Annotated in this window: 23 protein-coding genes; 1 reads left to right on the forward strand and 22 read right to left on the reverse strand. The window is 39.6% G+C overall.

Annotation, left to right across the window (positions count from 1 at the left end; translation table 11 throughout):
- Positions 1-6: 6 nt before the first annotated feature.
- From H1225_RS09715 to trmJ, 20 genes are all read right to left on the reverse strand, one after another.
- Positions 7-627 (reverse strand): YfgM family protein, encoded by a 621-nt coding sequence (locus tag H1225_RS09715; protein ID WP_006533427.1) that lies wholly within the window; start codon positions 625-627, stop codon positions 7-9.
- Positions 628-637: 10 nt separating this feature from the next.
- Positions 638-1,921, reverse strand: coding sequence for a histidine--tRNA ligase (hisS, locus tag H1225_RS09720; RefSeq protein WP_006533428.1), 1,284 nt, complete (start codon positions 1,919-1,921; stop codon positions 638-640).
- A 122-nt stretch (positions 1,922-2,043) separates the two neighbouring features.
- Positions 2,044-3,165 carry a flavodoxin-dependent (E)-4-hydroxy-3-methylbut-2-enyl-diphosphate synthase gene (ispG, locus tag H1225_RS09725; protein WP_006533429.1) on the reverse strand — a complete coding sequence of 374 codons (1,122 nt, stop codon included), beginning with the start codon at positions 3,163-3,165 and terminating at the stop codon, positions 2,044-2,046.
- Positions 3,166-3,212: 47 nt separating this feature from the next.
- On the reverse strand, positions 3,213-4,184 hold the full coding sequence (gene rodZ, locus H1225_RS09730; RefSeq protein ID WP_006533430.1) for a cytoskeleton protein RodZ: 972 nt from the start codon (positions 4,182-4,184) through the stop codon (positions 3,213-3,215).
- 74 nt (positions 4,185-4,258) lie between these two features.
- Complete coding sequence (locus H1225_RS09735) at positions 4,259-4,693, reverse strand: hypothetical protein (RefSeq protein WP_006533431.1); 435 nt, start codon at positions 4,691-4,693, stop codon at positions 4,259-4,261.
- A gap of 88 nt (positions 4,694-4,781) precedes the next feature.
- On the reverse strand, positions 4,782-5,963 hold the full coding sequence (rlmN, locus tag H1225_RS09740; RefSeq protein WP_072063235.1) for a dual-specificity RNA methyltransferase RlmN: 1,182 nt from the start codon (positions 5,961-5,963) through the stop codon (positions 4,782-4,784).
- 157 nt (positions 5,964-6,120) lie between these two features.
- Positions 6,121-6,546 carry a nucleoside-diphosphate kinase gene (gene ndk, locus H1225_RS09745; protein WP_006533433.1) on the reverse strand — a complete coding sequence of 142 codons (426 nt, stop codon included), beginning with the start codon at positions 6,544-6,546 and terminating at the stop codon, positions 6,121-6,123.
- Between the two features lie 341 nt (positions 6,547-6,887).
- Positions 6,888-9,209, reverse strand: a complete 2,322-nt coding sequence (gene pbpC, locus H1225_RS09750; RefSeq protein ID WP_109847727.1) for a peptidoglycan glycosyltransferase PbpC — start codon at positions 9,207-9,209, stop codon at positions 6,888-6,890.
- Between the two features lie 48 nt (positions 9,210-9,257).
- Positions 9,258-14,345: an alpha-2-macroglobulin family protein gene (locus H1225_RS09755; protein WP_462938044.1), complete on the reverse strand. Its 5,088-nt coding sequence runs from the start codon at positions 14,343-14,345 to the stop codon at positions 9,258-9,260.
- Between the two features lie 295 nt (positions 14,346-14,640).
- Positions 14,641-15,066, reverse strand: a complete 426-nt coding sequence (locus H1225_RS09760; RefSeq protein WP_109847729.1) for an enhanced serine sensitivity protein SseB C-terminal domain-containing protein — start codon at positions 15,064-15,066, stop codon at positions 14,641-14,643.
- A gap of 28 nt (positions 15,067-15,094) precedes the next feature.
- Positions 15,095-16,390, reverse strand: coding sequence for an aminopeptidase PepB (pepB, locus tag H1225_RS09765; protein WP_072063240.1), 1,296 nt, complete (start codon positions 16,388-16,390; stop codon positions 15,095-15,097).
- Between the two features lie 280 nt (positions 16,391-16,670).
- Positions 16,671-16,865 carry a Fe-S cluster assembly protein IscX gene (iscX, locus tag H1225_RS09770; RefSeq protein WP_006533441.1) on the reverse strand — a complete coding sequence of 65 codons (195 nt, stop codon included), beginning with the start codon at positions 16,863-16,865 and terminating at the stop codon, positions 16,671-16,673.
- A 15-nt stretch (positions 16,866-16,880) separates the two neighbouring features.
- Complete coding sequence (gene fdx / locus H1225_RS09775; protein ID WP_006533442.1) at positions 16,881-17,216, reverse strand: ISC system 2Fe-2S type ferredoxin; 336 nt, start codon at positions 17,214-17,216, stop codon at positions 16,881-16,883.
- 2 nt (positions 17,217-17,218) lie between these two features.
- A complete protein-coding gene (hscA, locus tag H1225_RS09780; RefSeq protein ID WP_006533443.1) occupies positions 17,219-19,069 on the reverse strand; it encodes a Fe-S protein assembly chaperone HscA in 1,851 nt (616 codons plus the stop codon).
- A gap of 11 nt (positions 19,070-19,080) precedes the next feature.
- A complete protein-coding gene (gene hscB / locus H1225_RS09785; protein ID WP_072063242.1) occupies positions 19,081-19,602 on the reverse strand; it encodes a co-chaperone HscB in 522 nt (173 codons plus the stop codon).
- 48 nt (positions 19,603-19,650) lie between these two features.
- Positions 19,651-19,974 carry an iron-sulfur cluster assembly protein IscA gene (gene iscA / locus H1225_RS09790; protein ID WP_006533446.1) on the reverse strand — a complete coding sequence of 108 codons (324 nt, stop codon included), beginning with the start codon at positions 19,972-19,974 and terminating at the stop codon, positions 19,651-19,653.
- Positions 19,975-20,063: 89 nt separating this feature from the next.
- Positions 20,064-20,450, reverse strand: coding sequence for a Fe-S cluster assembly scaffold IscU (gene iscU / locus H1225_RS09795; RefSeq protein ID WP_006533447.1), 387 nt, complete (start codon positions 20,448-20,450; stop codon positions 20,064-20,066).
- Positions 20,451-20,474: 24 nt separating this feature from the next.
- Positions 20,475-21,689, reverse strand: a complete 1,215-nt coding sequence (locus tag H1225_RS09800; protein WP_072063243.1) for an IscS subfamily cysteine desulfurase — start codon at positions 21,687-21,689, stop codon at positions 20,475-20,477.
- Between the two features lie 68 nt (positions 21,690-21,757).
- A complete protein-coding gene (iscR, locus tag H1225_RS09805; RefSeq protein WP_006533450.1) occupies positions 21,758-22,252 on the reverse strand; it encodes a Fe-S cluster assembly transcriptional regulator IscR in 495 nt (164 codons plus the stop codon).
- A 131-nt stretch (positions 22,253-22,383) separates the two neighbouring features.
- Positions 22,384-23,112 carry a tRNA (cytosine(32)/uridine(32)-2'-O)-methyltransferase TrmJ gene (trmJ, locus tag H1225_RS09810; RefSeq protein WP_072063244.1) on the reverse strand — a complete coding sequence of 243 codons (729 nt, stop codon included), beginning with the start codon at positions 23,110-23,112 and terminating at the stop codon, positions 22,384-22,386.
- 124 nt (positions 23,113-23,236) lie between these two features.
- Between trmJ and suhB the strand changes: the two genes are divergently transcribed.
- Complete coding sequence (gene suhB / locus H1225_RS09815; RefSeq protein WP_006533452.1) at positions 23,237-24,040, forward strand: inositol-1-monophosphatase; 804 nt, start codon at positions 23,237-23,239, stop codon at positions 24,038-24,040.
- A gap of 85 nt (positions 24,041-24,125) precedes the next feature.
- On the opposite strand, the gene H1225_RS09820 is transcribed toward suhB, so the two are convergent.
- Positions 24,126-25,280 (reverse strand): 3-phenylpropionate MFS transporter, encoded by a 1,155-nt coding sequence (locus H1225_RS09820; RefSeq protein WP_167426087.1) that lies wholly within the window; start codon positions 25,278-25,280, stop codon positions 24,126-24,128.
- A 90-nt stretch (positions 25,281-25,370) separates the two neighbouring features.
- On the reverse strand, positions 25,371-26,624 hold the full coding sequence (glyA, locus tag H1225_RS09825) for a serine hydroxymethyltransferase (protein ID WP_239739102.1): 1,254 nt from the start codon (positions 26,622-26,624) through the stop codon (positions 25,371-25,373).
- Between the last annotated feature and the right edge of the window lie 109 nt (positions 26,625-26,733).

Raw genomic sequence — 26,733 nt, forward strand, 5'->3', positions numbered from 1 at the left:
ATCCCTTTAATTGGATAAATTATTGAGTTTAAGTTCAACCAGTGAGCGAATAGCACCCGCGTTTTCATCAGTTAACGCGCTACGATAAGCGGCTGCTGCACCTGCATTATCGCCTTTCTTCGCTAAGACATCACCACGGATATAATTTTTCATTCCATTCCATGCTTTGCCCTTCACTTGCTCTAAAGAAACTAAAGCAGCATCTGTTTTATCTAATGCTAATTGTACGCGAGCTAAACGAAGATTAAGCATATCTGCAAATGCGTCATTTTTTACTTTTGCCACCGCATTAGTTAGATGACGTTCACCACTGACTAAATCATTAGCATCGATAGCAATTTGAGCTAATTCTAATGAAGCTAAAGCGCCATAAATATCATTGGTTTCAGTAACAAATTTTTCAGCTAATGCAATATTTTCAGGCGTAGGCTTAGCAAGTGCCTCACTGATTGTTGCAAAAGCACCTGCACTTTCTTGCAGTCGATTTGTTTGGTGTGATTGCCAATATTTCCAGCCAAATACACCACCAAAACCAATAACAGCGGCTAAAACGATAGTTAAACCGTAGTTTTTAAAGAACTGTTTAATTGCATCAACTTGTTCGTTTTCGGTGCTATAAACTTCCACAAGTCTCTCCTTAACCTAATAACAGAGTCAATTGCTGAGCGAGGTCATTGCGAGCAACGATTGTTTGTTCCCCTGAACGCAAATCTTTCACTGCAACAGTGCCGGCATTAATTTCATCTTCGCCTAAAATAAGCGCAATTTTAGCGCCTTGTTTATCAGCACGTCCTAACTGCTTTTTAAAGTTGCCATTACCATGATTCGTCATTAAACGTAATGTTGGTAATTGATCACGAATTTCTTCAGCCAGCATTAATGCTGCACTTTGGCTCTTTTCACCAAATGAAGCGAGATAAACATCAGCGACATTAGTATCTGCAACAAATTCAGGATTAACCGCTTGAACTAATAAGATCATGCGCTCCATCCCCATAGCAAAACCAACTGCCGGTGTCGGATGTCCACCAAGTTGTTTCACAAGGCCATCATAACGGCCACCGGCACACACTGTTCCTTGTGAACCTAATGCACTAGTTACCCACTCAAAGACAGTACGGTTATAATAGTCTAACCCACGGACTAAACGCTGATTAACACGGTATGTAATACCGACAGCGTCCAATAAGGCACAAAGACCATCAAAATGCGCTCTTGATTCGTCATCAAGATAATCGAAAAGTTCAGGCGCATCATTCAATAAAGTCTGAATTTCTGGATTTTTTGAGTCTAAAACACGTAATGGGTTAGAATACATACGACGTTTGCAGTCTTCATCTAACTTATCGACATGTTGTTCTAAGAAAGCGACTAACGCTTCACGATATTTAGCACGCGCTTCTAGTGAACCAATAGAATTAAGTTCTAATGTTACATGTTCTGCAATACCTAACGCTTTCCACCAACGCGCAGTCAGCATAATTAATTCTGCATCAATATCAGGGCCTTGTAGGCCAAAGACCTCTGCACCTAACTGATGGAATTGACGATAACGACCTTTTTGAGGGCGCTCATAACGAAACATTGGCCCTAAATACCATAAACGCTGTTCTTGATTATAAAGCAAACCATGCTCGATACCTGCACGAACACAACCTGCTGTATTTTCTGGGCGTAATGTCAGACTTTGGGCATCTTCACCACGATCGGTAAAAGTATACATTTCTTTTTCAACAACATCGGTCACTTCACCAATTGCTCGCTGAAATAGAGGGGTATGCTCTACGATAGGTGTTCTGATTTCACTAAAGCCGTAACCTGCTAAAATTTGTTTTAGCGTATTTTCAATTTTCTGCCATACACGAGTGTCAGCAGGTAGATAGTCGTTCATACCACGAATGGCTTGGATTTTTTGGGCCACTTTTCTTCTCTAATAGTTATTAATTGATTGTTAGGCTGATTATAGAAGCGAAATCAATCAGTATTCAACGTGAAATCAATAGTAAAACTGGCTCATTGATTAATGAGCCAGTTTTTTGAGTATTATTTGTCCAATTGATTTATGTTTATACGCATATTGTCATCAAGCATTGATGCTTTAGCACGAATTTTGGCTTCTAATAGATCAATCATATTAACGTTATCAAGACGCTCTTTTTGTCTCACACCATCTTCATAAAAACCGCTGCGTGTTTTTGCGCCAGTTACACCTAATGTTGAAACTTCAGCTTCGCCAGGGCCATTAACAACACAACCAATAATAGAGACATCCATAGGTGTGATGATATCTTCCAAACGTTGCTCTAATTCGTTGACGGTTCCAATAACATCAAATTCTTGACGGGAACACGTTGGGCAAGCAATAAAGTTAATTCCGCGAGAGCGAATACGTAATGATTTTAAGATATCAAAACCAACTTTAACTTCTTCAACCGGATCGGCCGCCAATGAGATCCTTAATGTATCACCGATACCTTCTGATAATAAGATCCCAAGGCCAATCGCAGATTTAACTGATCCGGCTCTTGCCCCTCCCGCTTCGGTGATCCCAAGATGCAGGGGTTGATCTATTTTTTTCGCTAATAAACGGTAAGAATCAACAGCGAGGAAAACATCAGAAGCTTTTACACTAATTTTAAATTGTTCAAAATTAAGTCTTTCAAGAATATCAACATGGCGCATTGCTGATTCAACTAACGCTTCAGGTGTTGGTTCTCCATATTTCTCTTGAATATCTTTTTCAAGTGAACCACCGTTTACTCCAATACGAATCGGAATATTGTTATGACGAGCACAGTCAACAACTTGGCGAATACGCTCTTCACTACCAATATTACCTGGATTGATACGCAAACAATCAACACCATATTCAGCAACTTTTAATGCGATACGATAATCAAAATGGATATCAGCCACTAAAGGCACATTAACTTGCTGCTTAATTAATTTGAATGCTTCTGCAGCATCCATTGTAGGTACAGAAACGCGAACAATATCCACCCCTACACGCTCCAGAGATTTTATCTGGCGAACAGTCGCTTCTACGTCTGTCGTTCGTGTATTCGTCATCGACTGTACTGCGATAGGAGCACCATCGCCAATAGGTACATTACCCACATAAATTCGTGTCGATTTACGACGAATGATAGGTGATTCTTTATGCATTGATTAATTCTCCCATGCTTCCATGCTTGCTCAAATATGTAGTCAGATTAAGCACTCGGTACTGTTATTTTTGCTATTTTTCCAGTAAAACGGCTTAAATCAACAGATTCACCATTAAACTGTATGCGAGTAACAGAAGGTGCGCCTATTTTTAGTTTATAAGGTTGCTCACCATCAAATTCCAAACGATCACCCGCTTTCTTAATACCATTAAATAAGACTTTATTTTGAGCATTACGAACTTCTAACCAACATTCACCATCAAACATAAGAACCAATTGGTTCGCAATCGCAGGGGCTTCCGAAGAGGTAGATTCTTGTTCTGAATCTGCCCGAGAAGTTGTTGATGTTGTTAAAGGTGATACGGGTAATGGAACCGTTCTCACTTCTGTTGGTGCTGGTGATGTAGTTTCAGTCGTTGGTGATGTTGTAGCGACATTATTCGCTTGATTATCAACTAATGACGAAGCAGGTACTTGTAAATTATCACCTTCAGATGTTGACGTATTATCTGAGGTTACTAAAGAAGAATCTATCGGGTTGGTGTTTTCTTGTGCGCTACTTTGCCCTATGTCTTGAGATGCCATAGAGACTAATTCTTGTTGATCAGCCTGATGACCTTGCCACCACCAAATCCCTACGAGAGCAACCATAATAATCAAAATCACCCATGTGATTTTCATTAGCCAACCTTCACGTTTTTTATGACGTTTTCCTAATGAATAATTTTGTGTGGTTGTCATTCTAATTTGTTTAACTGGAGCTTGTTGGTCGATAAAACCAAGGATTTCTTTTTCAGGAACGCCAACTAACTTAGCGTAAGAACGCATGTATCCGCGTAAAAATGTTGGTGCAATGTCAGAAGAAACAGAATCTGTTTCAATGTCGCGCACTGTTGATAACTTCAAACAAAGTCGATCAGCAACAGTTTGTTGTGTTAGCCCCACTTTTTCTCGTGCCTGGCGTAAAAGTTGACCTGCTGTTAATTTCACTTCTTCGGTTTTGTTTTCAGTATTCATTAGCAATCTAGGCACTGTGGCTATTGGATGTTTAACATTGATGAACTCGCAAAAGCACCAAGTACCTTAACGTCTCACCGCGAATTTATTGATATTTTATGATCACTTTGCTGACAAACCAAATAATCTGGCGGTATATCTTCAATTGACACACTATTATTGTTTAATAGTTTTTGTTCACAAAGGAAATTACCATAAAGCCTTAATACATTAACATTTACTGGCTTCGACTTCATCGCTAATTTGTAATAATCTAACGCTTGAATAGAATTTCCCAATAACTGAGATGTTAATGCCATTCCTAAATTAGCATCAGGGTGATTTGGTATCACCGATAACACTTTTTGGAAATGATATTGTGCTATTTGATATTGTTTTTCAGCTAAATATGCATCACCTAATTGTAAACGTGTAGACACTGCAACACGTTGTTGATTGGCTGATGATTGGCAACCTAATGTCAATAACATCACGCCAATAGTTATAACTACTGATGATATCCTTATCATCGCTTTATTCCTCAAATATATTCATCCATGTTCTCTCTACATTGTAATTGTGTAATACACTTCACAAAGAAAGAGATTCCTAACCGTATCAGACTGCTTTTACTGAAATTAGTTCACCTTGTTGGCGTTTTTTCAGTGTACGTTTTGTACGGTCAATAACATCGCCGGCTAATTGTCCACAAGCCGCATCAATATCATCACCTCGCGTTTTACGTACAATCGTCGTAAAACCATATTCCATTAATACTTTAGAAAAACGGTCAATTCGACTATTGGAACTACGTCCATATGGTGCACCTGGGAACGGGTTCCATGGAATTAAGTTAATTTTACATGGTGTATCTTTTAAGCATTCTGCTAATTGGTGAGCTTGTTCTGTGCTGTCATTGATATGATCAAGCATAACGTACTCAACAGTCACACGCCCTTGGTTCGCATTTGATTTGGCGATATAACGGCGAACACCTTCAAGAAACATTGCAATATTATATTTCTTATTAATTGGAACAATTTCATCACGAATATCATCAGTTGGCGCATGTAATGAAATAGCTAAAGCCACATCAACCGCATCTGCTAATTTATCTAATGCAGGAACAACACCTGATGTAGAGACAGTAACGCGACGTTTTGATAAACCAAAACCAAAATCATCCATCATAATTTCAAGTGCTGGAATAACATTATTTAAATTCAGCAACGGCTCGCCCATTCCCATCATAACAACGTTAGTAATGGGACGACGGCCTGTCTCTTTTAATGAGCCAATAATTTTAGCGGCACGCCAAACTTGTCCAATAATTTCCGATACTTTCAAGTTACGGTTAAAACCTTGCTGTGCAGTTGAACAGAATTTACACTCTAAAGCACAACCAACTTGTGAAGAAACACATAATGTTGCGCGATCATCTTCTGGGATATACACAGTTTCTACTTGTTGATCGCCAACTTTAATTGCCCATTTAATCGTGCCATCTGTTGAACGTTGTTCTTCAGAAACTTCAGGTGCTTTAATTTCAGCAATTTCTTTTAATTTATTGCGTAACACCTTATTGATATCTGTCATTTGATCAAAATCGTCATAACAGTAGTGGTACATCCACTTCATAATTTGGTCAGCACGGAAAGGTTTTTCGCCCATAGAGACAAAAAGCTCACGCATCTGTTTACGATTTAAATCTAACAGATTAATTTTAGTTTTTTGATTCACAGTATTTTCTTTAGAAACAGCGACAGAAGCGCTTGGCGCTGGAGTGGTAGATTGGGTCATGACATTGCCTCGTTGTTACACTATGCGGCCTGCATTAGCATTGATGCTAACGGGATACTTATATAATTTGTATATTTAAACAATAATAAAAAACGCCCCGTTAATTATCAAACAGGGCGTCGCATTGTACTGTTTTTCGCGTAGAGATGCTAATAAATTAGCGCGCGCAAACTTCGTTTTCAGTGAAGAAGTATGCGATTTCACGAGCAGCAGAAGCTTCTGAATCTGAACCATGTACCGCATTTTCAGTAAAGCTATCAGCGTAGTCAGCACGTAATGTACCCGCTAATGCGTTGTCTGGATTAGTTGCCCCCATCAAATCACGATGACGCTGAATCACATTTTCACCTTCTAACACTTGAACCATAATTGGGCCAGAAGTCATAAATTCAACTAAACCATCAAAGAAAGGACGGCCTTTGTGTTCTTCATAAAAGCCTTCAGCTTGTTCACGCGTTAAATGCAACATTTTAGCACCAATGATGCTAAAACCTGCACTTTCAAAACGGTTATAAATTGCACCGATAACATTTTTTTTCACTGCGTTTGGTTTGATAATAGAAAATGTGCGCTGAATAGCCATGTCTTACCTCTAAATTATTTTATTAATGATAACTTTTTTTATCTCTTTTATCGCAGATCATGGAAAAACGAATCAAAAACCGCATTCCCTGCAAAAAATAGTGCTCGATTATAGGAGGATAAAAATGAATTGCACAGATTGAACACCCTTTTTTTTAAAAAACTGTGGCAAAAAAGTTATGAATTATCGATCTAATCACATTTTTGACGCTTTCCATGTTCAAACTTAAAAATAACAATAAAAAAGAACCGAAATGACACACGATAAATAGCCTCTTTGTCTTTATTAAAACTTATTTTAGTGAAAAATCACTCAGTTCTCGTTTATCTCATCGTTTTAGTTTAACGAAATATAAAATTAACCATATCTGTTTGACCACTTAAATCAAGCACCGATAATTGGTATTTACCTCGTTTCTCTAGTAAATAAGAGAACGTTTCCCCATTTTCAGTCTTCCCTATTTGTTCACCATTTAAAAACCACCATTGCATACCACTTCCACCTTGCGTAGAAACGGTTATTTCAAGATTAGTTTCACCGGGCAATGGTCTTAGCAAATCACCCGCACGAATACCCGAAATAAACAAGGGAATAATGTCCTCTTTGATTGGTGGACAAGTTTCAGAAATCGGTGGTAGGCGTTTTGCTCTACGCTCTTTTTCAGGTAACCATGCTTCTAATGCTATCGGCCATAAAGCAATATCTTTTAGCTCTGCATTAGGGCAATTAGGCCCTGTGCGTTTGCCTTTATCATCTAACCAAATTTTTTCGTTGATCCCCAAAATGCCTTCTTGGCTATCATTTAATAAAGTTGGCGGAATAGTGTTATCTAAGATCCAGCTTCGACGACTGACTCTACAATTGCTATCTTCTTTTGGTAATGCCTTACCTGTTGGCCAACAGATTGTTGCCGCAGTTACACTATTAGGACGTAAATCTGTTGGTGGTCTTTGTTTATTTTGATAGAAATAACCTGTTAATAAGTTATTGACCTGATTCATAATAGGAACAGCTGTCGCAAAGCCAAATTGCCCAGCAACCGGTGTTCCATCAGGCCTGCCCACCCAAACGCCAATGGTATAGCGTGCATTTACACCTATAGACCACGCATCCCGATAACCATAACTTGTCCCTGTTTTCCAAGCCAAAGGAACAACAGGTGAAATTGCGCTATCTGGACGAGGTCTGGCTTCTCCGGCTAATATTCGCCTAATAATCCATGCTGATCCTTGTGACATCAACACCCGGTTTTCTATTATTTGTTCCGGTTTAAAACGTAACGGTGCTGTTTTTCCTTGCCTTGCCAACGCACTAAAGGCAGAAACAAGCTCATCCATTCGTGTCGCAGTTCCTCCTAAGATCAGCGCTAAATTAGGCTCTGAACCATAAGGAAAGCGCATTTCAATATGGTTATGACGCAATTTTGCTGCAAATTTCTTGGCACCATACACTTCGATAAGTTGCACCGCAGGCAAATTTAAAGAGCGACTTAGTGCTTCACTGGCACTGACCGCCCCATTAAAACCAGAGTCAAAATTACCAGGACGATAATTATCAAATCGACGAGGAACATCTTGTAAGAGTGATTCTGCATGAATAAGCCCTTCATCTAATGCTAGCGCATAAATAAATGGCTTTAATGTTGAACCTGGTGAGCGCCATGCACTAATCATATCGACATGACCAAAGCGCGAATTGTCATTAAAATCGGCAGAACCGACATACCCTTTCACACTCATATCCGTATGATCAACAACCAATATGGCTAAGGATGTTTTATCTGCTAATTGATACTTCCATTGATTCGCAATCTCTTCAAGTTGCCGTTGAATATTAATATCAATCGTTGTTGTAATAACAGGCTCTCGCTTTTCGTTATACATACGACGAGCCAGCAAGGGCGCTAATTGTGGTGTTTGTCTTGGTGCTAATAAAACCTGCTCTTCTTTGATTTCATTAACTTTTTCTTGTGACCATATCTGATATTCTGCCAGCCTATCTAATACTTTATCTCTAGCTGCTTGAGCACGTTCAGGGTATCTATCTGGTCGTAAACGGCTTGGCGCTTGTGGTAATACCGCCATCAATGTCGCCTCTCCTGCGGATAAATCAGCAGGTGATTTGCCTAAATAAGCCCAACTCGCTGCACCTATACCTTCTAATGTACCGCCAAAGGGTGCTCTATTGAGGTAAATCTCCAAAATTTCATCTTTTGAGTAATACCACTCTAATTGCAAGGTACGCCAAAGTTGTTTGATTTTTCCCCCTAAAGTACGGGAGTGAGGATCAATAAGGCGAGCCACTTGCATTGATAATGTGCTTCCGCCCGACACTATTCTTCCGGAACTTAGATCTTGCCATGCCGCTCGTAATATCGACATTGGATTAACACCAGGATGTTGATAAAACCAGCGATCTTCATAAGTAATTAAAGCTTCTAAATATTCAGGAGAGACATCAGCGAGTTTGACATGATAACGCCATACCCCCTCTTTATCGGCAAAGCGCCAAAGAGGTGTACCATCTTGCGCTGTAACGATAGTTGCAATTTGGGGTTCGGGATCAGGGAGAGGCCAAATTTTATCTGCGATCCAGACTAAAATCGACGTTGCTAGCAAAAAAATAATGATAACAGCAATAAGCCGTTTATATCCTAGTTTCATTCAATCACTCAAAGGAAAAAGCCCTTTCCGAAGAAAGGGCTACAAGATTTAAGGAACAACGTCAATCTTGGTTTCTGTTGATCCTATTGCACGCCAATAAGGCACATACATAGATTCAACTTGTGGTGGTGGTACTTGATAGCTACCCGGTGTTACTGCTCTTGCTAAATAGAGCAATGTTGTCGGACGATATTTATCAACAGAGATAGCGGCAACAAAGCGATCATCACGATATTCGAGATGTTTGATATTTGCTTGTCCCATATCGTCGATAAATTCCTGCAAGTCTGCAGCACTATCACTTAAGCTTGCACTACTTGATGCTAAGTTTTGGTTTTCGATTTCAAGACCAGCAGGTAATAAATCAACAACTAACGCATCAGGTACGTCTCTATCAGCAGAAACTTCCAGTTTAACCACCAGCATTTCACCACTTTGTAAGCGATTAGGATGAACGCGGTTTCCTTTTAAATCATAATAACTACGATGAACATTTAATACATTACTATAAGGAGCAGGCGCAACTTTCGGGTAGCCCACGATATTCATACGAGAATAAATAGTGGCTCCACCACGATTGTTTAGCTCTAAACCCTCTTGTAATTGCGTTGATGTTAATGTCTCATTAACTGCGCGATCGCTACTGATTGCAGGGACTTGACGATTAACAGCAACTTCCCAAGGCTGTTCTGCCATATTAATGAAGAAACGGCCGGCAAGGTATAACGAGTTGCTTTCTTGGGTTGAGAACCATTCACGACTGGTTAAATTATCAGATAGTGCCATCACACTTGCATCACGAGACTGTGTTTCAAGGTTATTTTCACTTAACAATGCAATAATTAATGCTTGGTCACGAATAGTGCTACCGTAGTCGCCTAATCCATAATTATATTTACGCGTTGTTGTCACACCTTCAGCAATTAAACTTTCAGCGCGGTTGCTATCACCCATCAGTTTTAGTGCGATGCCTAACTGAACTAAGGCTAAGCCATTTCCAGCTTGGTTACGCTCAAGATAAAGACGACGTAATTCACCTAAAGGTGCTTTTTGCTGATTCGCTAATACTAACGCAGCATAAGCCCTAGCTGAGAAACGTGCTGCATCTTGATTAACCGCATATTCATAATTAACTAAGTTTTTATCTTGTAAATAACGTAATAAGCGATCATTCGCACGTTTTAATGAATCAGCAGGAACTGAATAACCTTGTTGTGACGCACGGAATAAGAAATCAGTCGCATAAGCGGTTAACCAATATTCTTCACGTCCCCCCTGATCCCATAAAGAGAATCCGCCTTCTGATTTTTGCATCGTCAGCAGATGCGCAATACCTTTATCAATAGCTGCTTTTCTATCAGCGTCAGTTTGCGTTTTAATTCCCAACTGTTTCAACTCTTTTTCTGTTGAATACAGTGAAGGATAAAGCCCACTAACTGTTTGTTCTAAGCAACCATAAGGATAAGCAAATAGTTCTCTAACATAACGCGCCACTTGTAACGGAGGACGGCTTGTCAGTAATAGTTCGCCTTCAAGCGTTGAGTTATTAAAGCGACTTAAACTTTCTGATGGTAAGCGCCAAGTGTCACCATCTTGCAATGTACTTGCATAATGGATCGTTTCTGCTGGGAATGCAGGGCGAACACCAATATTCCATGTATTGTGATAAGGCTTAATCTCTTCACCCGGTACTTTAATACCATAAATAGACAATGAGAATTCACCTTGACCAAAGCCATGTTTCGCTTTTACTGGGATTTGAATTTGAGTACGTTCACCTTTCGTTAGCGAGACGGTTTTACTTTCAGCACCACCTAATCCGACCAAACCTGAGGCGGTATAATTTAAGGTAATAGATTGCGCATCATCTGTTAGATTGGTTAAATCTAACGATAAAAGAGCATTATCACCACCCGCCATAAAGCGAGGTAATGAAAGCTGAGTGACTAAAGGTGCAGCAATAACAACTTTACCCTCTTGGCTACCAAATTTATCCGCAGTCCAAGCTTGCGCCATTAAACGAACTTCACCATTAAACTCAGGAATAGGTAAAGAAACTTCACCTTCACCTTGCGCATTTAATTTTACAGGAGCTGATTGTTGCGCAATGATTTGCACATCCGTTAATGGTTTTTTACCACCACGAGATAATGCAGTAGCTTCACCACCATCCCCACCAAAACGCAAGTTAGCTAAACGCCCTTGCCCTTCAATTAATTGCCCGTAAACATCATATTGGTCGATGCTGTAACGTTTACGACCAAAGAAAGCATCGTAAGGATCAGGGGTTTTATACTCGGTGATATTCAATACACCAGTATCAACAGCAGAAACCAATACATTAATATTTTCAGGTAATGGTTGACCTGCAACTGGATTCGCTTTTATGCGGATTTTTAAATCTTGGTTAGGACGAATTTTTTCAGGTGCATCAAGTGAAATATCAATACGACGGTTTTTATCCTGTAATGGTAAATGTAAAATACCCACAGCACGTTTTACTGTCGCTTGTTTTGAAGTATCTCCCGGTCTTACAACAACAGAAGTCAGATAGAGATCGTGTCTTGCCCACTCTTTATTAATAGGCACTTCAACATCAAGCCCTTTTTCAGGTACATCAATTTCCTGCCACCATAAAGGTCCATTACTTGATTCCAGTAATACATAACCTTTACCTGGGTGAGGAGCAACAATGTTTAACTTAACTTTTTCACCCGGTAAATAACCATCTTTATCCAGTTTCAATTTAACTTGGTCTGGCCTTACCGCACCTGTTCCCCCCGTGTTGTCCATCCAAGAATACCCAGCCCAGAAACGTAAGCTACTGACTAATTCTGTTTTGGGATCGACAACCTCAATACGATAAGAACCCCACTCAACGGGGAATGCCACTTTTGCAGTGCCATCTTTAGCAATCTTGATTGTCTGCTCATCCATTTGTAGATCTTTTTCGTTATAGCCAGATTCCCAGCCATTCGAACTAGACCAACGCCAGTAATAATCATGACGTTCATAGATAAACTTCACTTTAAGATCATTAGCGGGTAGTTTCTTACCATCTTGATCTGTATAGACAATCTCAAATTCAGCCATTGAGTTTTCATCAACGCTATAACCTGATTTATATTTGTCTGTACGGTAATCGTAAACTTCTTTTTTAGGGAATACAGGACGAATGCCAGCAAGGTGAGTTGCAGGCCAAACCGCTTGTTGATAACGACGCGTAACAGGTCGTCCACCCGCTTCAAGTAAGCTTGCTTGTAAAATAATATTGATAGGTGATTTCAGTTCAGCATAGCGATCACTATCAACACTTAATTCACCTTGTCCGTCAGAGTCTAAATTAAGTTCAAACTCATCCAGTAAACGGCTGAAGTTTTCATCTTTTACCGCACCAAATTCATAGCCTGGTAATTTACTGACAGCTTCACGTGAAGCTTTTAAGAAAACTTGTCCTTGTAAACGATTATCAGCAGCTGGTGCGCCATAAAGATAACGCCCTTTAATGTCAAAATAAGCGTCATTACCGCTTAATATAATTCCTTTCTTACCAGTGATTTCTAATGCCATACGTTCTGGCATAAAATCTTCAACCTGAAACTCATAGAAACGAGGAGTACCATCACCTACATCAAAACGTAGGGTACGTGTACCCGTATTTTCATCCTCAGGAATAACCAATTTTAATTGGTAAAGTCCATTTTCAGGTTGCCATACAAAACTACGTGACACTTGCCCGTCAGTTTTAAGCAGATCGACTTTAACAGGTTGCTCTTTAATAGGATTACCATCACCGTCACGTAGCAAGGCATTAACGATTAATGTTTCACCAGGACGATAGAGATCGCGAGGACCGAAAGCAAAAAATTGTTTGCTATAACCTTGAGGGCCACCGATATCAAACTCAGAAAGATCAAGCGCAGGTTTACGCAAATCAATCATACTAGTTTGACCATCACGAATAGCCATTAATAAACGCGCTTTATCACTTTTCTCAAGTGTGGCATGTCCTTGGCTATCTGTTTGCGCTTTAGAAATCAACCCACCTTTTTCATCTAACAGACGAATTTCTACTTTATCTAATGCAGAACCATTTTTAAGTGATTGGGTGAAAACATCTAGCGAATCAAGGTAACTGTGCATCGACAATCCGATATCACTAAAAGTGAATACCGTAGCCGGCACCGTATAAGAGTATTTACCGGCTTGTTGCATTACAGCAATATAGGCACCTTCTTTTTTCAGGGCATCTATTGATTTTAACGGTAATAATACGTTTTCACGGGTATTTTTTTCTGTGTTTAACTCAAAACGACCGGTATAAACCAGATCAGCTTGAGATAAAAATTCATCTGATTCCCAATAGTTAATATTAGAACGGTTTTCCCATTGCGTTAAGAATTGCGCTAATTGATCATCTTTAACACGGAAAAAATTTACATCAACTTGACCCACATTTAACGCAATAATCGGTAAACCTTCAGCAGCTTCAAGTGGCAGTAACGATCCCTTACTGGTGAAACCAACTGATGGAAAAATTTCTTCTGTTGTTAATTTCTGACTAAAAGGTGTCGTTAATGTACGTTCATTAATACCTTTTATTTTTTCATCAATTGTTAAATTTAATTCTGTTGATGGTGGTAAATGGCGAAAACGCAGTTCCATTAAGTTATCAGATAACTCCCACGCACCTTCTAATTTCCCTTTTTTGGTATCAACAAGATGAATAACATCATCAAACTTTTGGTCAGGATCAAGCGGTACAGAGAAGGTCACAACCATTGTGCTCGCACCATCACGCTGTAATTCTGATGCATCTAATACAGTGACTTCTTTTCCAGCAAAGCGCATTGCTAACTCATCACGAACTTCTTTGCTTTTTAATGCAGTTTCGTTATTTGTTTTTGTTGTAACTGCCGATTTTTCACTGATTTGAGTTTCTGTCTTTGGTGTGTTCTGAGCAGCATCTTTTTGCTCAGTCAATTGTGTATTTTGTGTTTTATCAGCAGATGATGTGTTTTCATCTGCTTGATCATCACAGCCAGTAAGCGCCAATGCTGATGCCAATACAACAGCAAGAGAGCTCCAACGATAGCCTCTCTTTTCTGTATATTGTCTAAATTGGTTTTGGTTCATATCCATTTCCTTTAATTCAACCCCTGAATAATGCGATGTTTTCTGCAGACTGAGATAATATATGTATTTCTTCATTCTAATAAGGTAAAAAAATAACTCGATAAGCTATTTTTTACCGTGTAAAACGAAATAAATGACAATACAAAATCGCTTTATTTTTACTTTAAAAACAAAGCCTATATAAAACAAAGCGTTATATGAAAATATAAACAATTTACTAATTTAATCATTTTTCTATTATAAGATAAAAAAAAGCGATATCTGATGAGATATCGCCTAAATTTAGCGGGCCGATTTAACTATCCAGATTAACTATCGGGATCCCTTTTCTTAAAAATCCGCCAAGCTTGCGTTGATAAAAAGGTGATACATGGTGGATCATAAAATGACTTACACCTTTTTCATCTTTATTCACAAAACAAAAATCTAAGGATTGCCCTTCTTCTAAATATTCAAAAACCGATTCAGCCGCTTGTGGGAGTATCTGCGCAATCTCATCTTCTTCGCCAGTTATCTCTAAACCAATAAGATAAAATTCCTCTTCATTATCTTGCTCCTGAGCATTAACAATAAAGGCACGGCGGATTGGTTTATGTTCACCAAAAAACTCGCTAAGTGCAGTTGTTAATTTTTCAGGTTGTGATTCTAGAACACTTAATTTCAAAGAAGAACCTTCAACAGAAACAATTTCTTGTGTCTCAAATTGTTCAGATACACCCATTACAAACTCCAAATCGAATAACGTTTATTTATTTTGCTTTTGCTAATAACAGATTCGCGATAGAACGCACACCGTAACCCGTAGCACCTGCCGCCCATTGTTCTACAGAAGATTTTCTGTACGTTGCTGAACAATCGATATGTACCCAACCTTTTTTGTAGTCAGTAACAAAGTGCGATAAGAATGCAGCCGCAGTACTTGCACCCGCAGTATGAGAAGGTGCTGCGATATTGTTTAAATCAGCGAAACTAGAAGGTAATTGACTACGATGAAAATCCGCTAATGGTAAACGCCAGAACAATTCATTTTCTTGCTCAGCGCTAGCCAGTAGCTCTGCAGCTAATTTGTCATCAAAGCTCAATACAGAGTGGTAATCATTACCTACTGCAACTTTAGCGGCACCGGTTAATGTTGCGGCGTCGATAATCAGCTCAGGTGCAATATTGCTGGCATCAATTAAACCATCTGCTAGCACTAAACGACCTTCCGCATCTGTATTCATGATTTCGACTGATTTACCATTACGGTAACGAATGATATCACCCAGCTTAAAGGCATTACCGCTGACCATATTATCTGCGATACACAGCAGTAATTTCACACGTTTATTTAAACCACGAGTAATAGCCAATGCTAAAGCACCCGCTAACGTTGCTGCACCACCCATGTCTGCTTTCATTGAATTCATAGATGATGAAGGTTTGATGCTATAACCGCCTGAATCGAAGGTGATACCTTTACCTACTAGACATGCAAATACAGGGGCATTGCTATCTTGAGTCGGATTAAAATCTAATGCTAAATAGACAGGATCACGGGAAGAACCGCGACCTACAGTATAAATTCCGGCATAGTTTTGATCGCGCAGATCGGCGCCTTTAGTGATCTTATAGCTGATATCTTCTTTACCAAGACCACAGAAAAGATCAACAGTGCGCTGTGCCAGTTGCTCTGGGCCTAATTCTTCAGCCGGTGTATTAATTGTGTCTCTAACCCAATCAACGATACGAATACGTGATTCTAATTCGTGTTTATCCGCTTCGCTTAATTGTGGCCATTCGATAGAACGAGCGCCTTTAGGTGCTCTAAAGCCTAACCAAAAAGCCCAGCTACGCTCTATATCCCAACCTTCACCAACAAGAGCAACATTACGAATACCTTGGCTATCAACTTTACGTCCACCACGCTGAATAGCGCCTAAACGGTTTTCTTCCGTTAAGTGGATTGTCATGCCTGTTTCGCTAGTGCTAATTAGTGCTTTATCACCCCAACATGCTGCTGCAGGTTCATTAGACAGCATGATAGGCATAATTTGTTTATTCATTTATTATCTCACTTATTATTACTGGTGACAGTTAACCTATTCAGACTACCAGATATTTACCGTTTAGCGTGATCAATTTACTGCAAAAACCCAGAGGTCACCATTATCATCTAGGGATCTTCCGTATTTACATGATATTCCTCAAAGAAGATCGCACAATAAAATCTCCAGACTTCCCTATTTATGGTTATTTTTAACACACTGATAAAGTAAAATATGAAAGGTCATAATGCAAAAAGACCGGCAATAAGCCAGTCTTTTAAATTTATGAGGTTATCAATTATTCAAATTCATCAAGCCAAACAAGTAAAATAGCCTCAAGAATTTTTTCATTTGATTTCTGCGGATCATCATCAAAATCTTCTAAATCACAAATCCACTGATGCATATCAGTAAAGCGTACCGTTTTAGGGTCAGTGTCTGGGTAAAGATCAAATAATGCTTCCCCTATTTCACGTGTATCACTCCATTTCATACTTGGCTCCTGAAATTAGTGCTCTCTTGCATGGTTAATCGAATATTTAGGGATTTCAACGACTAAATCTTCGTCAGTCACTTTAGCTTGGCAACTTAAGCGACTTTCAGGCTCTAAACCCCATGCTTTATCTAACATGTCGTCTTCAAGCTCAGAGCTCTCTTCTAGTGAATCAAAACCTTCACGCACTACACAGTGACAAGTTGTACATGCACAAGACATTTCACAAGCATGTTCAATCTCAATACCGTTGCGCAATGCAACATCTAGAATAGACTCACCTTCTGTTGCGTCAACAACAGCACCTTCAGGGCACAGTGTGCTATGGGGTAAAAATACAATTTTAGGCATAGTTATATCTCATCCACAGAATGACCTGCCAACGCTTGACGAATAGATGAATCCATTCGACGCGCTGCAAAATCCTGAGTTTGCTTATCCAGTAGTTTAATCGCGTTTTCAATGGCAACAGGATCTGTTCCTTCAACGCTCTCTATTAAGGTATCTACAACTTTGTCGATAGCGCTTTTCTCATCTTCATTTAGCAGATGAGCATCTTCTTCTAATGCCGCAGTTAAACTTTCTAACACGCGTGCTGCTTCGACTTTTTGCTCGGCTAGGCGACGAGCTTGTAAATCTTCTTGGGCATTTTCCATCGAAGATTGGATCATCTTAGCGATTTCAGTATCACTAAGACCATAAGAGGGTTTGACTTGTACTGAGGCTTCAACGCCCGTTGATTTTTCCATTGCACTGACACTAAGTAAACCATCAGCATCAACTTGGAATGTCACACGAATATGAGCACCACCTGCAGCCATCGGCGGAATACCACGTAATGTAAAACGCGCAAGAGAACGACAATCGCTCACCAATTCACGCTCACCTTGAACAACATGAACACTCATTGCCGTTTGACCATCTTTGAATGTCGTAAATTCTTGCGCTCTGGCAACTGGGATCGTGGTATTGCGAGGGATCACTTTTTCAACTAGTCCGCCCATCGTTTCAAGGCCAAGAGAAAGTGGAATAACATCTAGCAATAGCATTTCGCTATCTGGTTTATTACCCACCAAAATATCAGCTTGGATTGAAGCACCTATGGCAACCACTTTATCTGGATCAATAGAGGTTAAAGGCTCACGTTTAAAATAATCACCAACCATTTGACGAACTAATGGCACACGTGTTGAACCGCCAACCATAACCACTTCTAGAACTTCATCTATTTCAACATCCGCGTCTTTTAATGCGCGGCGAACAGATAATAATGTACGCTTTACTAATGATTGAATTAATGATTCAAACTCAGTGCGAGTAATTTCGCCTTTCCAACCATTAATACTGATATCAGCAACATCATTTTCACTTAATGCAATTTTAGTTTCTGATGCTACATCCAGCAGTTGGCGTTGTAATATCGCATCTTTTTGATAGCCAAAACCTGCGCGTTCTCTTATCCAGTCGGCCAGCATCATATCAAAATCATCACCGCCTAATGCAGTATCACCGCCAGTTGCTAAGACTTCAAAAACACCCTTGGTTAAACGTAAAACAGAAATATCAAAAGTACCACCGCCTAAGTCATAAACAACAATAGTGCCTTCTTTTCCTGAATCTAAACCATATGCAATAGCAGCTGCTGTTGGTTCGTTTAATAAACGTAAAACATGCAAACCAGCACGGCGAGCCGCTTCTTTTGTACCTTGGCGTTGAGCATCATCAAAATAAGCGGGAACGGTAACAACAACACCATCAAGTTCACCACCTAATGATTGCGTTGCACGTTCTGCTAATGTTTTTAAGATGTCAGAAGAGACTTGAATAGGATCGACAATACCCGCCGCTGTTTTAATTAACGGTAAACCGTTGTCATTTTCATGGAAATGATAAGGAAGATTTGGATAACGGCTTATCACATCACTTAGTGAGCGACCCACCATTCTTTTAATTGAGCTTATCGTGTTAGCAGGATCTTTTTCTGCTTCTTTTTTAGCATTCCAACCAACGTTGATATTATCAACTTGATACTGCACGACAGATGGCAATAAATAGCGACCTTCGCTGTCAGAAAGCGCTTCGGCTTGCCCACTACGTACAGTGGCAACTAATGAGTGTGTCGTACCTAAATCAATACCCGCTGCAAGTCGGCGCTGGTGCGGTGCAGGTGTTTGACCTGGTTCACTAATTTGTAATAATGACATAACTGTTTCCCTTAAAAACCATCAAACAAGCGTTCTTCAAGTTGTTCTACTTGCTCTTTTAATTTTGCAAGAAAACGCAATTTTCTCACATTATCTGCAGCAATATCCCAAGTTTGGTTATCTAGCGTTTTGACCATTTCATCATGGCGTATTGCGTACATTTTTTCTAAACGCGCAGAAAAATCGGCTAACAAACTTTCCGCTTCAGCACTGTGTTCGATGTTATCCAACTCTTCACGTAATGTGAGTTGCTCTATTAAAAAAGCAGTATCGTGCATCGTTTGTTGCTCATTAGCAATATCGATACCGTTTAATGAGAGTATGTATTCAGCTCTTGAGAGTGGATTTTTTAAGGTCTGATAAGCCTGATTGATGGTTGAAGCAAGCGAGATTGCCTGAGCCTGTTCTTTATCAGATTTACCAGCAAAGCGATCTGGGTGATACTGACGTTGCATATCTTGATAACGTGTAGCAAGTTGCTGTTTATCAATATCAAAACGATTAGGCATGCCTAATAGTGTGAAATAGTCCATACATCTACTCTTGGATTAATTAACGTTAATACCGTGTTTTAACACAAATTACACGGTGAAGCTTTCACCACAACCACACTCATTAGATACATTGGGGTTGTTAAATTTAAAGCCTTCATTTAATCCTTCTTTGACGAAATCAAGCTCTGTTCCATCTAAATAGACCATGCTTTTACCATCAACGATAACTTTCACACCTTTGTCTTCAAAAACAGTATCTTCGTCATTGATGACATCAGCAAATTCAAGAACATAAGCCATTCCAGAGCAACCGGATGTTCTTACGCCTAAACGTAAACCTTCACCTTTTCCACGATTAGATAGAAAAGAGCGAACACGATTAGCGGCGGATTCTGTAAGGGAAATTGACATGGCACACCTCACTCATAAAGAACGAAAGCGGATACTGAAAAAAAGTTTCAGCATCCGCCAATATTTTATTTTTTTATTATAAAAGACAATTATTTGCCTTGGCGTTTGCTTTTATAGTCTGCAATCGCTGCTTTTATTGCATCTTCTGCAAGAATTGAACAGTGAATTTTCACTGGTGGTAATTCTAATTCTTCTGCAATTGCTGTGTTCTTAATAGATTCGGCTTCATCTAATGTTTTGCCTTTCATCCATTCTGTAACCAGTGAACTTGATGCAATCGCTGAACCACAACCATAAGTTTTAAAACGCGCATCTTCAATTACGCCATTATCATCAACTTTGATTTGCAGTTTCATAACGTCACCACAAGCAGGTGCGCCAACCATACCACTTCCTACAGTAGGGTCATTATTATCAAATGATCCCACATTACGAGGGTTTTCATAATGATCAATTACTTTTTCGCTATAAGCCATGATTTAACTCCTGAAAACGTCTGATTAATGGTGAGACCATTCGATACTGTTGATATCAACACCTTGTTTATGCATATCCCAAAGTGGAGAAAGATCACGTAAGCGACCAATTGCACTGTGGATTTGTTCAATTGCATAATCTATTTCTTCTTCTGTTGTGAAACGACCCAGAGAGAAGCGAATAGAACTGTGTGCAAGTTCATCAGTTAAACCTAAAGCACGCAGTACGTAAGAAGGTTCTAAACTTGCTGAAGTACAGGCAGAGCCTGAAGATACAGCAAGATCTTTCAGTGCCATCATTAATGATTCGCCTTCAACATAGTTGAAACTTACATTAAGAATGTTTGGCGCAGTATGTTCTAAAGAACCGTTGATATAAACTTCTTCGATATCTTTAATGCCATTCCATAAACGTAAACGTAATTCGTTTAAGCGTTTAGTTTCATCAGCCATTTCTTCTTTCAAAATACGGTAAGCTTCGCCCATACCTACAATTTGGTGAACGGCTAATGTACCTGAACGCATACCGCGCTCATGACCACCACCATGCATTTGTGCTTCTAAACGAATGCGTGGCTTACGACGAACATAAAGTGCACCGATACCCATAGGGCCGTATACTTTATGCGCAGAAAGAGAAAGTAAATCAACTTTTAACTTAGAGAGATCAATAGGTAACTTACCAACGCTTTGTGTCGCGTCTACATGGTAAATAATCCCTTTGCTACGGCATAATTCACCGATAGCAGCAATATCTTGAACGACACCAATTTCGTTATTTACATGCATGATAGAAACTAAAATAGTGTCTTCACGCATCGCTTCTTCAAGCTCTTTCAGGTCAATCAGACCATCACTTTTTGGTGCTAAATAAGTAACTTCAAAACCTTCACGCTCAAGTTGACGACAAGTGTCTAAAATGGCTTTATGTTCGGTTTTCGAAGTGATGATGTGCTTACCTTTTTTCTGGTAAAAGTTAGCAACACCTTTTAGTGCGAGATTATCAGCTTCCGTTGCACCTGACGTGAACACAATTTCACGAGGATCTGCACCGATTAAATCAGCAATCTGATTGCGTGCAATATCGATAGCTTCTTCTGCTTGCCAACCAAAACGGTGTGAACGAGAGGCTGGGTTACCAAAAATGCCATCAATAGTCAGACATTGCATCATTTTTTCAGCAACTCGTGGATCAACAGGAGTGGTTGCTGAATAATCTAGATAAATGGGTAATTTCATTGCTCACTAACTCCAAAGACGACGGATCTTCTTTAATAATTTTGTTTTTGCCTACCTAGAGATCGCCGTTAAACTCGCATATTAACAATGGTTTCTTGTAAACGACCATTTATAGCATGGCGTTTTTCATTGTCTTGGCGATCGGCGACATCCATAACCTCTTCGTTATTTACTAACTCTTCAAGGCTGATACTGCTTAGGAAACTGGTTATACGATCACTTAAATCACGCCACAAAGTATGAGTCAGGCAACGATCACCACCTTGACAACCTTCTTTATTACCCTGACAACGAGTAGCATCGACAGATTCATCAACCGCAGAAATAACTTGAGCAACAAAAATTTGCCCTGCATCACGGCCTAATAAATAGCCGCCACCAGGACCACGAACACTTGCAACTAATTCATTTTTGCGCAAACGTGAGAAAAGCTGCTCAAGATAAGAAAGGGAAATCCCTTGGCGCTCTGAAATATCAGCGAGGGGGACAGGACCTTGCTGTGAATGCAATGCAACATCAAGCATTGCAGTAACTGCGTAACGCCCTTTTGATGTCAGTCTCATAACAAATACTCCGTGGTGAACAATAATCAAATTGTGTCATTCCTGAGTAATTTAGTCAACTATTTATCCGAGTGTTTTAGTCAAGTATTATACTTGGTCAAAAGTTGACTTAAGTTAATCAACTTAGCCCTCTATTTCTTAGCCCATTTCTCAACTGACGTTAGAATACCACGCAAGATGTGAAGTTCTTGTGTTTCTGGGCGCGCACGCGTAAATAGACGGCGTAAACGGCTCATCACTTGTCCCGGATGTTTAGGACGAATAAAGCCAGATTCATTAAGCACCTGTTCTAAATGAACATAAAAACGTTCTATATCATCTGCGGGTGGATAATCAATCTCTGATGGGCTATTTTCCTCTTGTTTTTCTTCTTGGGCAAGTGCTGCCATACGAATTTCATAACTAACAAGCTGGACAGCCATTGCTAAATTTAAAGAACCATATTCTGGATTAGTCGGAACATACAAATGAAAATCACATTTTTGTAATTCTTCATTGGTTAAACCTGTACGTTCACGACCAAAAATAATAGCAACAGGCTTATGTTTCGCTTCCATAACACAGCGCTCACCGCATTCACGAGGTGCAAGCATTGGCCAAGAAAGTGTACGGCTACGAGCACTTGTTCCTATAACTAACCCACAGCCTTCAATCGCTTCATCGATACTATTAACAATATGTGCATTGCCAATAACATCACTTGCGCCTGCTGATAAGGCAATAGAATGTGAATCCGGTTTTTCTTTTGGATTAACAAAATAAAGATTGGTTAATCCCATGGTTTTCATAGCTCGAGCAGTAGAGCCCATATTGCCTGTATGAGAAGTTTCTACAAGGATGATGCGAATATTTTCTAACATTGATTTCTTGTTAATTGCTTTGTGATCCATCTATTTTATCACAATTGTAGCCAGAAACACGAATGTCTGTTATACTTTGGCACGTTTTTTATCCCCGTTCTTTAACATCTTGTGGAAGATAACCATGCATCCGATGCTGAATATTGCCATACGTGCCGCACGTAAGGCTGGTAATTTAATCGCCAAAAATTACGAAAATCCTGAATCTGTAGAAGCTAACCAGAAAGGTACTAATGATTTTGTCACTAATGTTGACCGTGACGCAGAACAAGCAATCATTGAAATTATCCGTAAATCTTATCCAAAACACACCATTATTACGGAAGAAAGTGGCGAGTTACTCGGTGAAGATCACGACATACAATGGGTTATTGATCCACTTGATGGCACCACTAACTTCATTAAACGTTTTCCACACTTTTCTGTTTCTATTGCTGTACGCATTAAAGGCCGTACTGAAGTTGCGGTTGTTTACGATCCTATGCGTAACGAATTATTCTCAGCCGTTCGTGGTCAAGGCGCACAATTAAATGGTTATCGTCTACGCGGCTCTAATGCTCGCGATTTAGACGGTGCAGTTCTTGCGACTGGTTTCCCATTCAAAAGTAAACAACATTCAGCCGCTTACATAAACATGTTAGGCAAATTATTTGTGCCTTGTGCTGATTTCCGTCGCACAGGTTCAGCAGCATTAGATTTAGCTTATGTTGCCGCTGGTCGTGTTGATGGTTTCTTTGAGATTGGCTTAAAACCTTGGGATTTCTTAGGTGGTGAATTAATCGCTCGTGAAGCAGGTGCTATCGTTTCTGACTTTACAGGTAACCATGGCTACTTACAAACAGGTAATATTGTTGCCGGTAACCCTCGTGTTGTCAGAGCATTATTAGCTGAAATTCGTAGCGAATTAACAGATGCATTAAAACGTTAATTTCGTTGATACGAATAAAATATAAAAGAAAAAGATCTGCAATATCAAAGGATATTGCAGATCTTAATTTTATAAAATAAAGGAATTAGGTATTTTGAGGCTGTACTTTAGGTCTGATAAACATGGCAGGGATCGTTAATGCAGCCATTAACCAGAAGATCAACGATTCTTGGTTAGGCAGTTTTTCATACAACCAACCAGATACAATAGTCATAATCGCAATACTCCCTCCCATCGCTAACGCTGAATACACCGCTTGCAGACGAATAATTTCGTGCTCTTGACGAGCACTAATAAAGCGCATAGCAGCTAAATGACACACTGTAAACGTACCACTGTGTAAGACTTGAACGACAATAAGCGCGGGTAATGCAGTAAAACTTCCCATTAATCCCCAACGTAAAAGCCCAGCAAAAGCAGAAAGTAAGAGTAGATTTCTTGCGCTCCAACGACGGAATAAACGATGGCTCAGCATAAAAACAATGACTTCTGAAACCACACCTAATGACCAAAGATAACCAATTGTTGCGGTGTCATAACCTGCTTTTTCCCAATAAAGTGCACTAAAACCATAATAAGCTGCGTGTGCACCTTGCAGTAAAGAGACGCATAGCAGAAAACGCCAAACTGGCCCATCTGAAATAAGTTTTATAAAGGAGACGTTATTGTGTTCTGCTTTTTTCACTTTACCCTGTGGCATAACTTTAGGACGAAGCATAGATGTCAGGAATAGAGCAAAAGTACTGGCAATCAACCCATAAAGAATAATGGGATGCCCAAAAACATCAATTAAAACACCTAGCAGTGATGAGCTAATAATAAAAGCGATTGAGCCCCAAACGCGGATTTTTCCATAGTCTAAAGGAAACTGTTTTTGCCATGTTCCTGCTAGAGAATCGCCTAAAGGCACCATAGGTGAAAAGAAAACGTTAAATCCTGTCATCACAAAGAATAACCATGCCCAATGGCTACCCATCATAAATGCAACAGTAAAAAGTAATGAGAGAAAAGCAAATAATCTTAATGCAGTGATAAGTTTTGACGGATCTTTTACCGCAGGTGTTAAAATTAGACTACCAACAAAACGTGCGGTTAAACCTACACCTAATAACAGACCTATCATTGCAGGATCAACACCTTCTCCTTTTAGCCATATGGACCAAAAAGGTAAAAAGATGCCGTATGAGAAGAAATAAGTGAAATAATCTAAGGCAAGCCACAATGTTGATGGAATAACCATCCAATCCCCCATTTTTAAGATGCAAAAAACCCGCCAAGAACAAGTTCTCGAAGCGGGCTTGTACAACGGGTTTATTATATCGTTACAAACTTATGCGTAAACTGGAAATTTAGCGCAGATATCCAAGACTTTTTGTTTCACTTTCTCAATGTTCGCTTCATCATTGATATTATCAAGGACATCACACATCCAACCGGCTAATTCACGAGCTTCCGCTTCTTTAAAACCACGACGTGTAATTGCTGGAGAACCGATACGAATACCAGAAGTTACAAATGGGCTACGTGGATCATTTGGTACACTGTTTTTGTTAACAGTGATATTTGCACGACCCAGTGCAGCATCTGCATCTTTACCTGTAATGTCTTTATCAACTAAGTCTAATAAAAACAGGTGGTTTTCAGTTCCGCCAGACACTACTTTATAACCGCGATCTAAGAAAACGTCTACCATTGCTTTCGCGTTTTTGGCAACTTGTTGCTGATAAACCTTAAATTCTGGCTCCATAGCTTCTTTTAATGCAACCGCTTTACCTGCAATAACATGCATTAAAGGACCACCTTGAGAACCAGGGAATACAGCAGAATTCAGTTTTTTATAAAACTCTTCATCGCCACCTTTAGCAAGGATAAGACCACCACGTGGGCCTGCTAATGTTTTATGCGTTGTTGTTGTAACAACATGTGCATGAGGAACTGGGTTAGGATAAACACCCGCAGCAATCATACCCGCAACGTGCGCCATATCAACAAACAGGTAGGCACCAATGCTATCTGCGATTTCACGCATTTTTGCCCAATCAACCAAACCAGAATAGGCAGAGAAGCCACCAATAATCATTTTTGGTTGATGTTTTTTAGCTTGAATAGCGATATCTTCGTAATCAATTTTTCCCGATTCATCAATACCATAAGGTACGATATTATATAGTTTACCAGAGAAGTTAACTGGTGAACCATGAGTTAAGTGACCGCCTTGCGCTAAGTTCATACCTAAAACAGTATCACCTGGTTTTAATAATGCCATATAAACAGCGGCATTTGCTTGAGAGCCTGAGTGAGGCTGTACGTTAGCGTAATCTGCACCAAATAATGCTTTTGCACGATCGATAGCCAGTAGCTCTACAACATCCACATACTCACAACCACCGTAGTAACGTTTACCCGGATAGCCTTCAGCATATTTATTTGTCAGCTGAGATCCCTGCGCCTGCATAACACGAGGGCTGGTATAGTTTTCAGAAGCAATTAGTTCGATGTGCTCTTCTTGACGAGTCACTTCACCTTCCATTGCATTCCATAATTCTGGATCGTAATCAGCAATATTCATTTCACGTTTTAACATTCACATCTCCTGACTCAGCTAACTTCACTAAAGACAAACTCCCATACGGGAGAAAGAATGACATACAGTGTAAACTCTTTTTCTTCATTGAGATAGCCCCTAATGAAAA

The sequence above is a fragment of the Proteus penneri genome (genome assembly GCF_022369495.1).
In the GTDB taxonomy this organism is placed as follows: Bacteria; Pseudomonadota; Gammaproteobacteria; order Enterobacterales; family Enterobacteriaceae; genus Proteus; species Proteus penneri.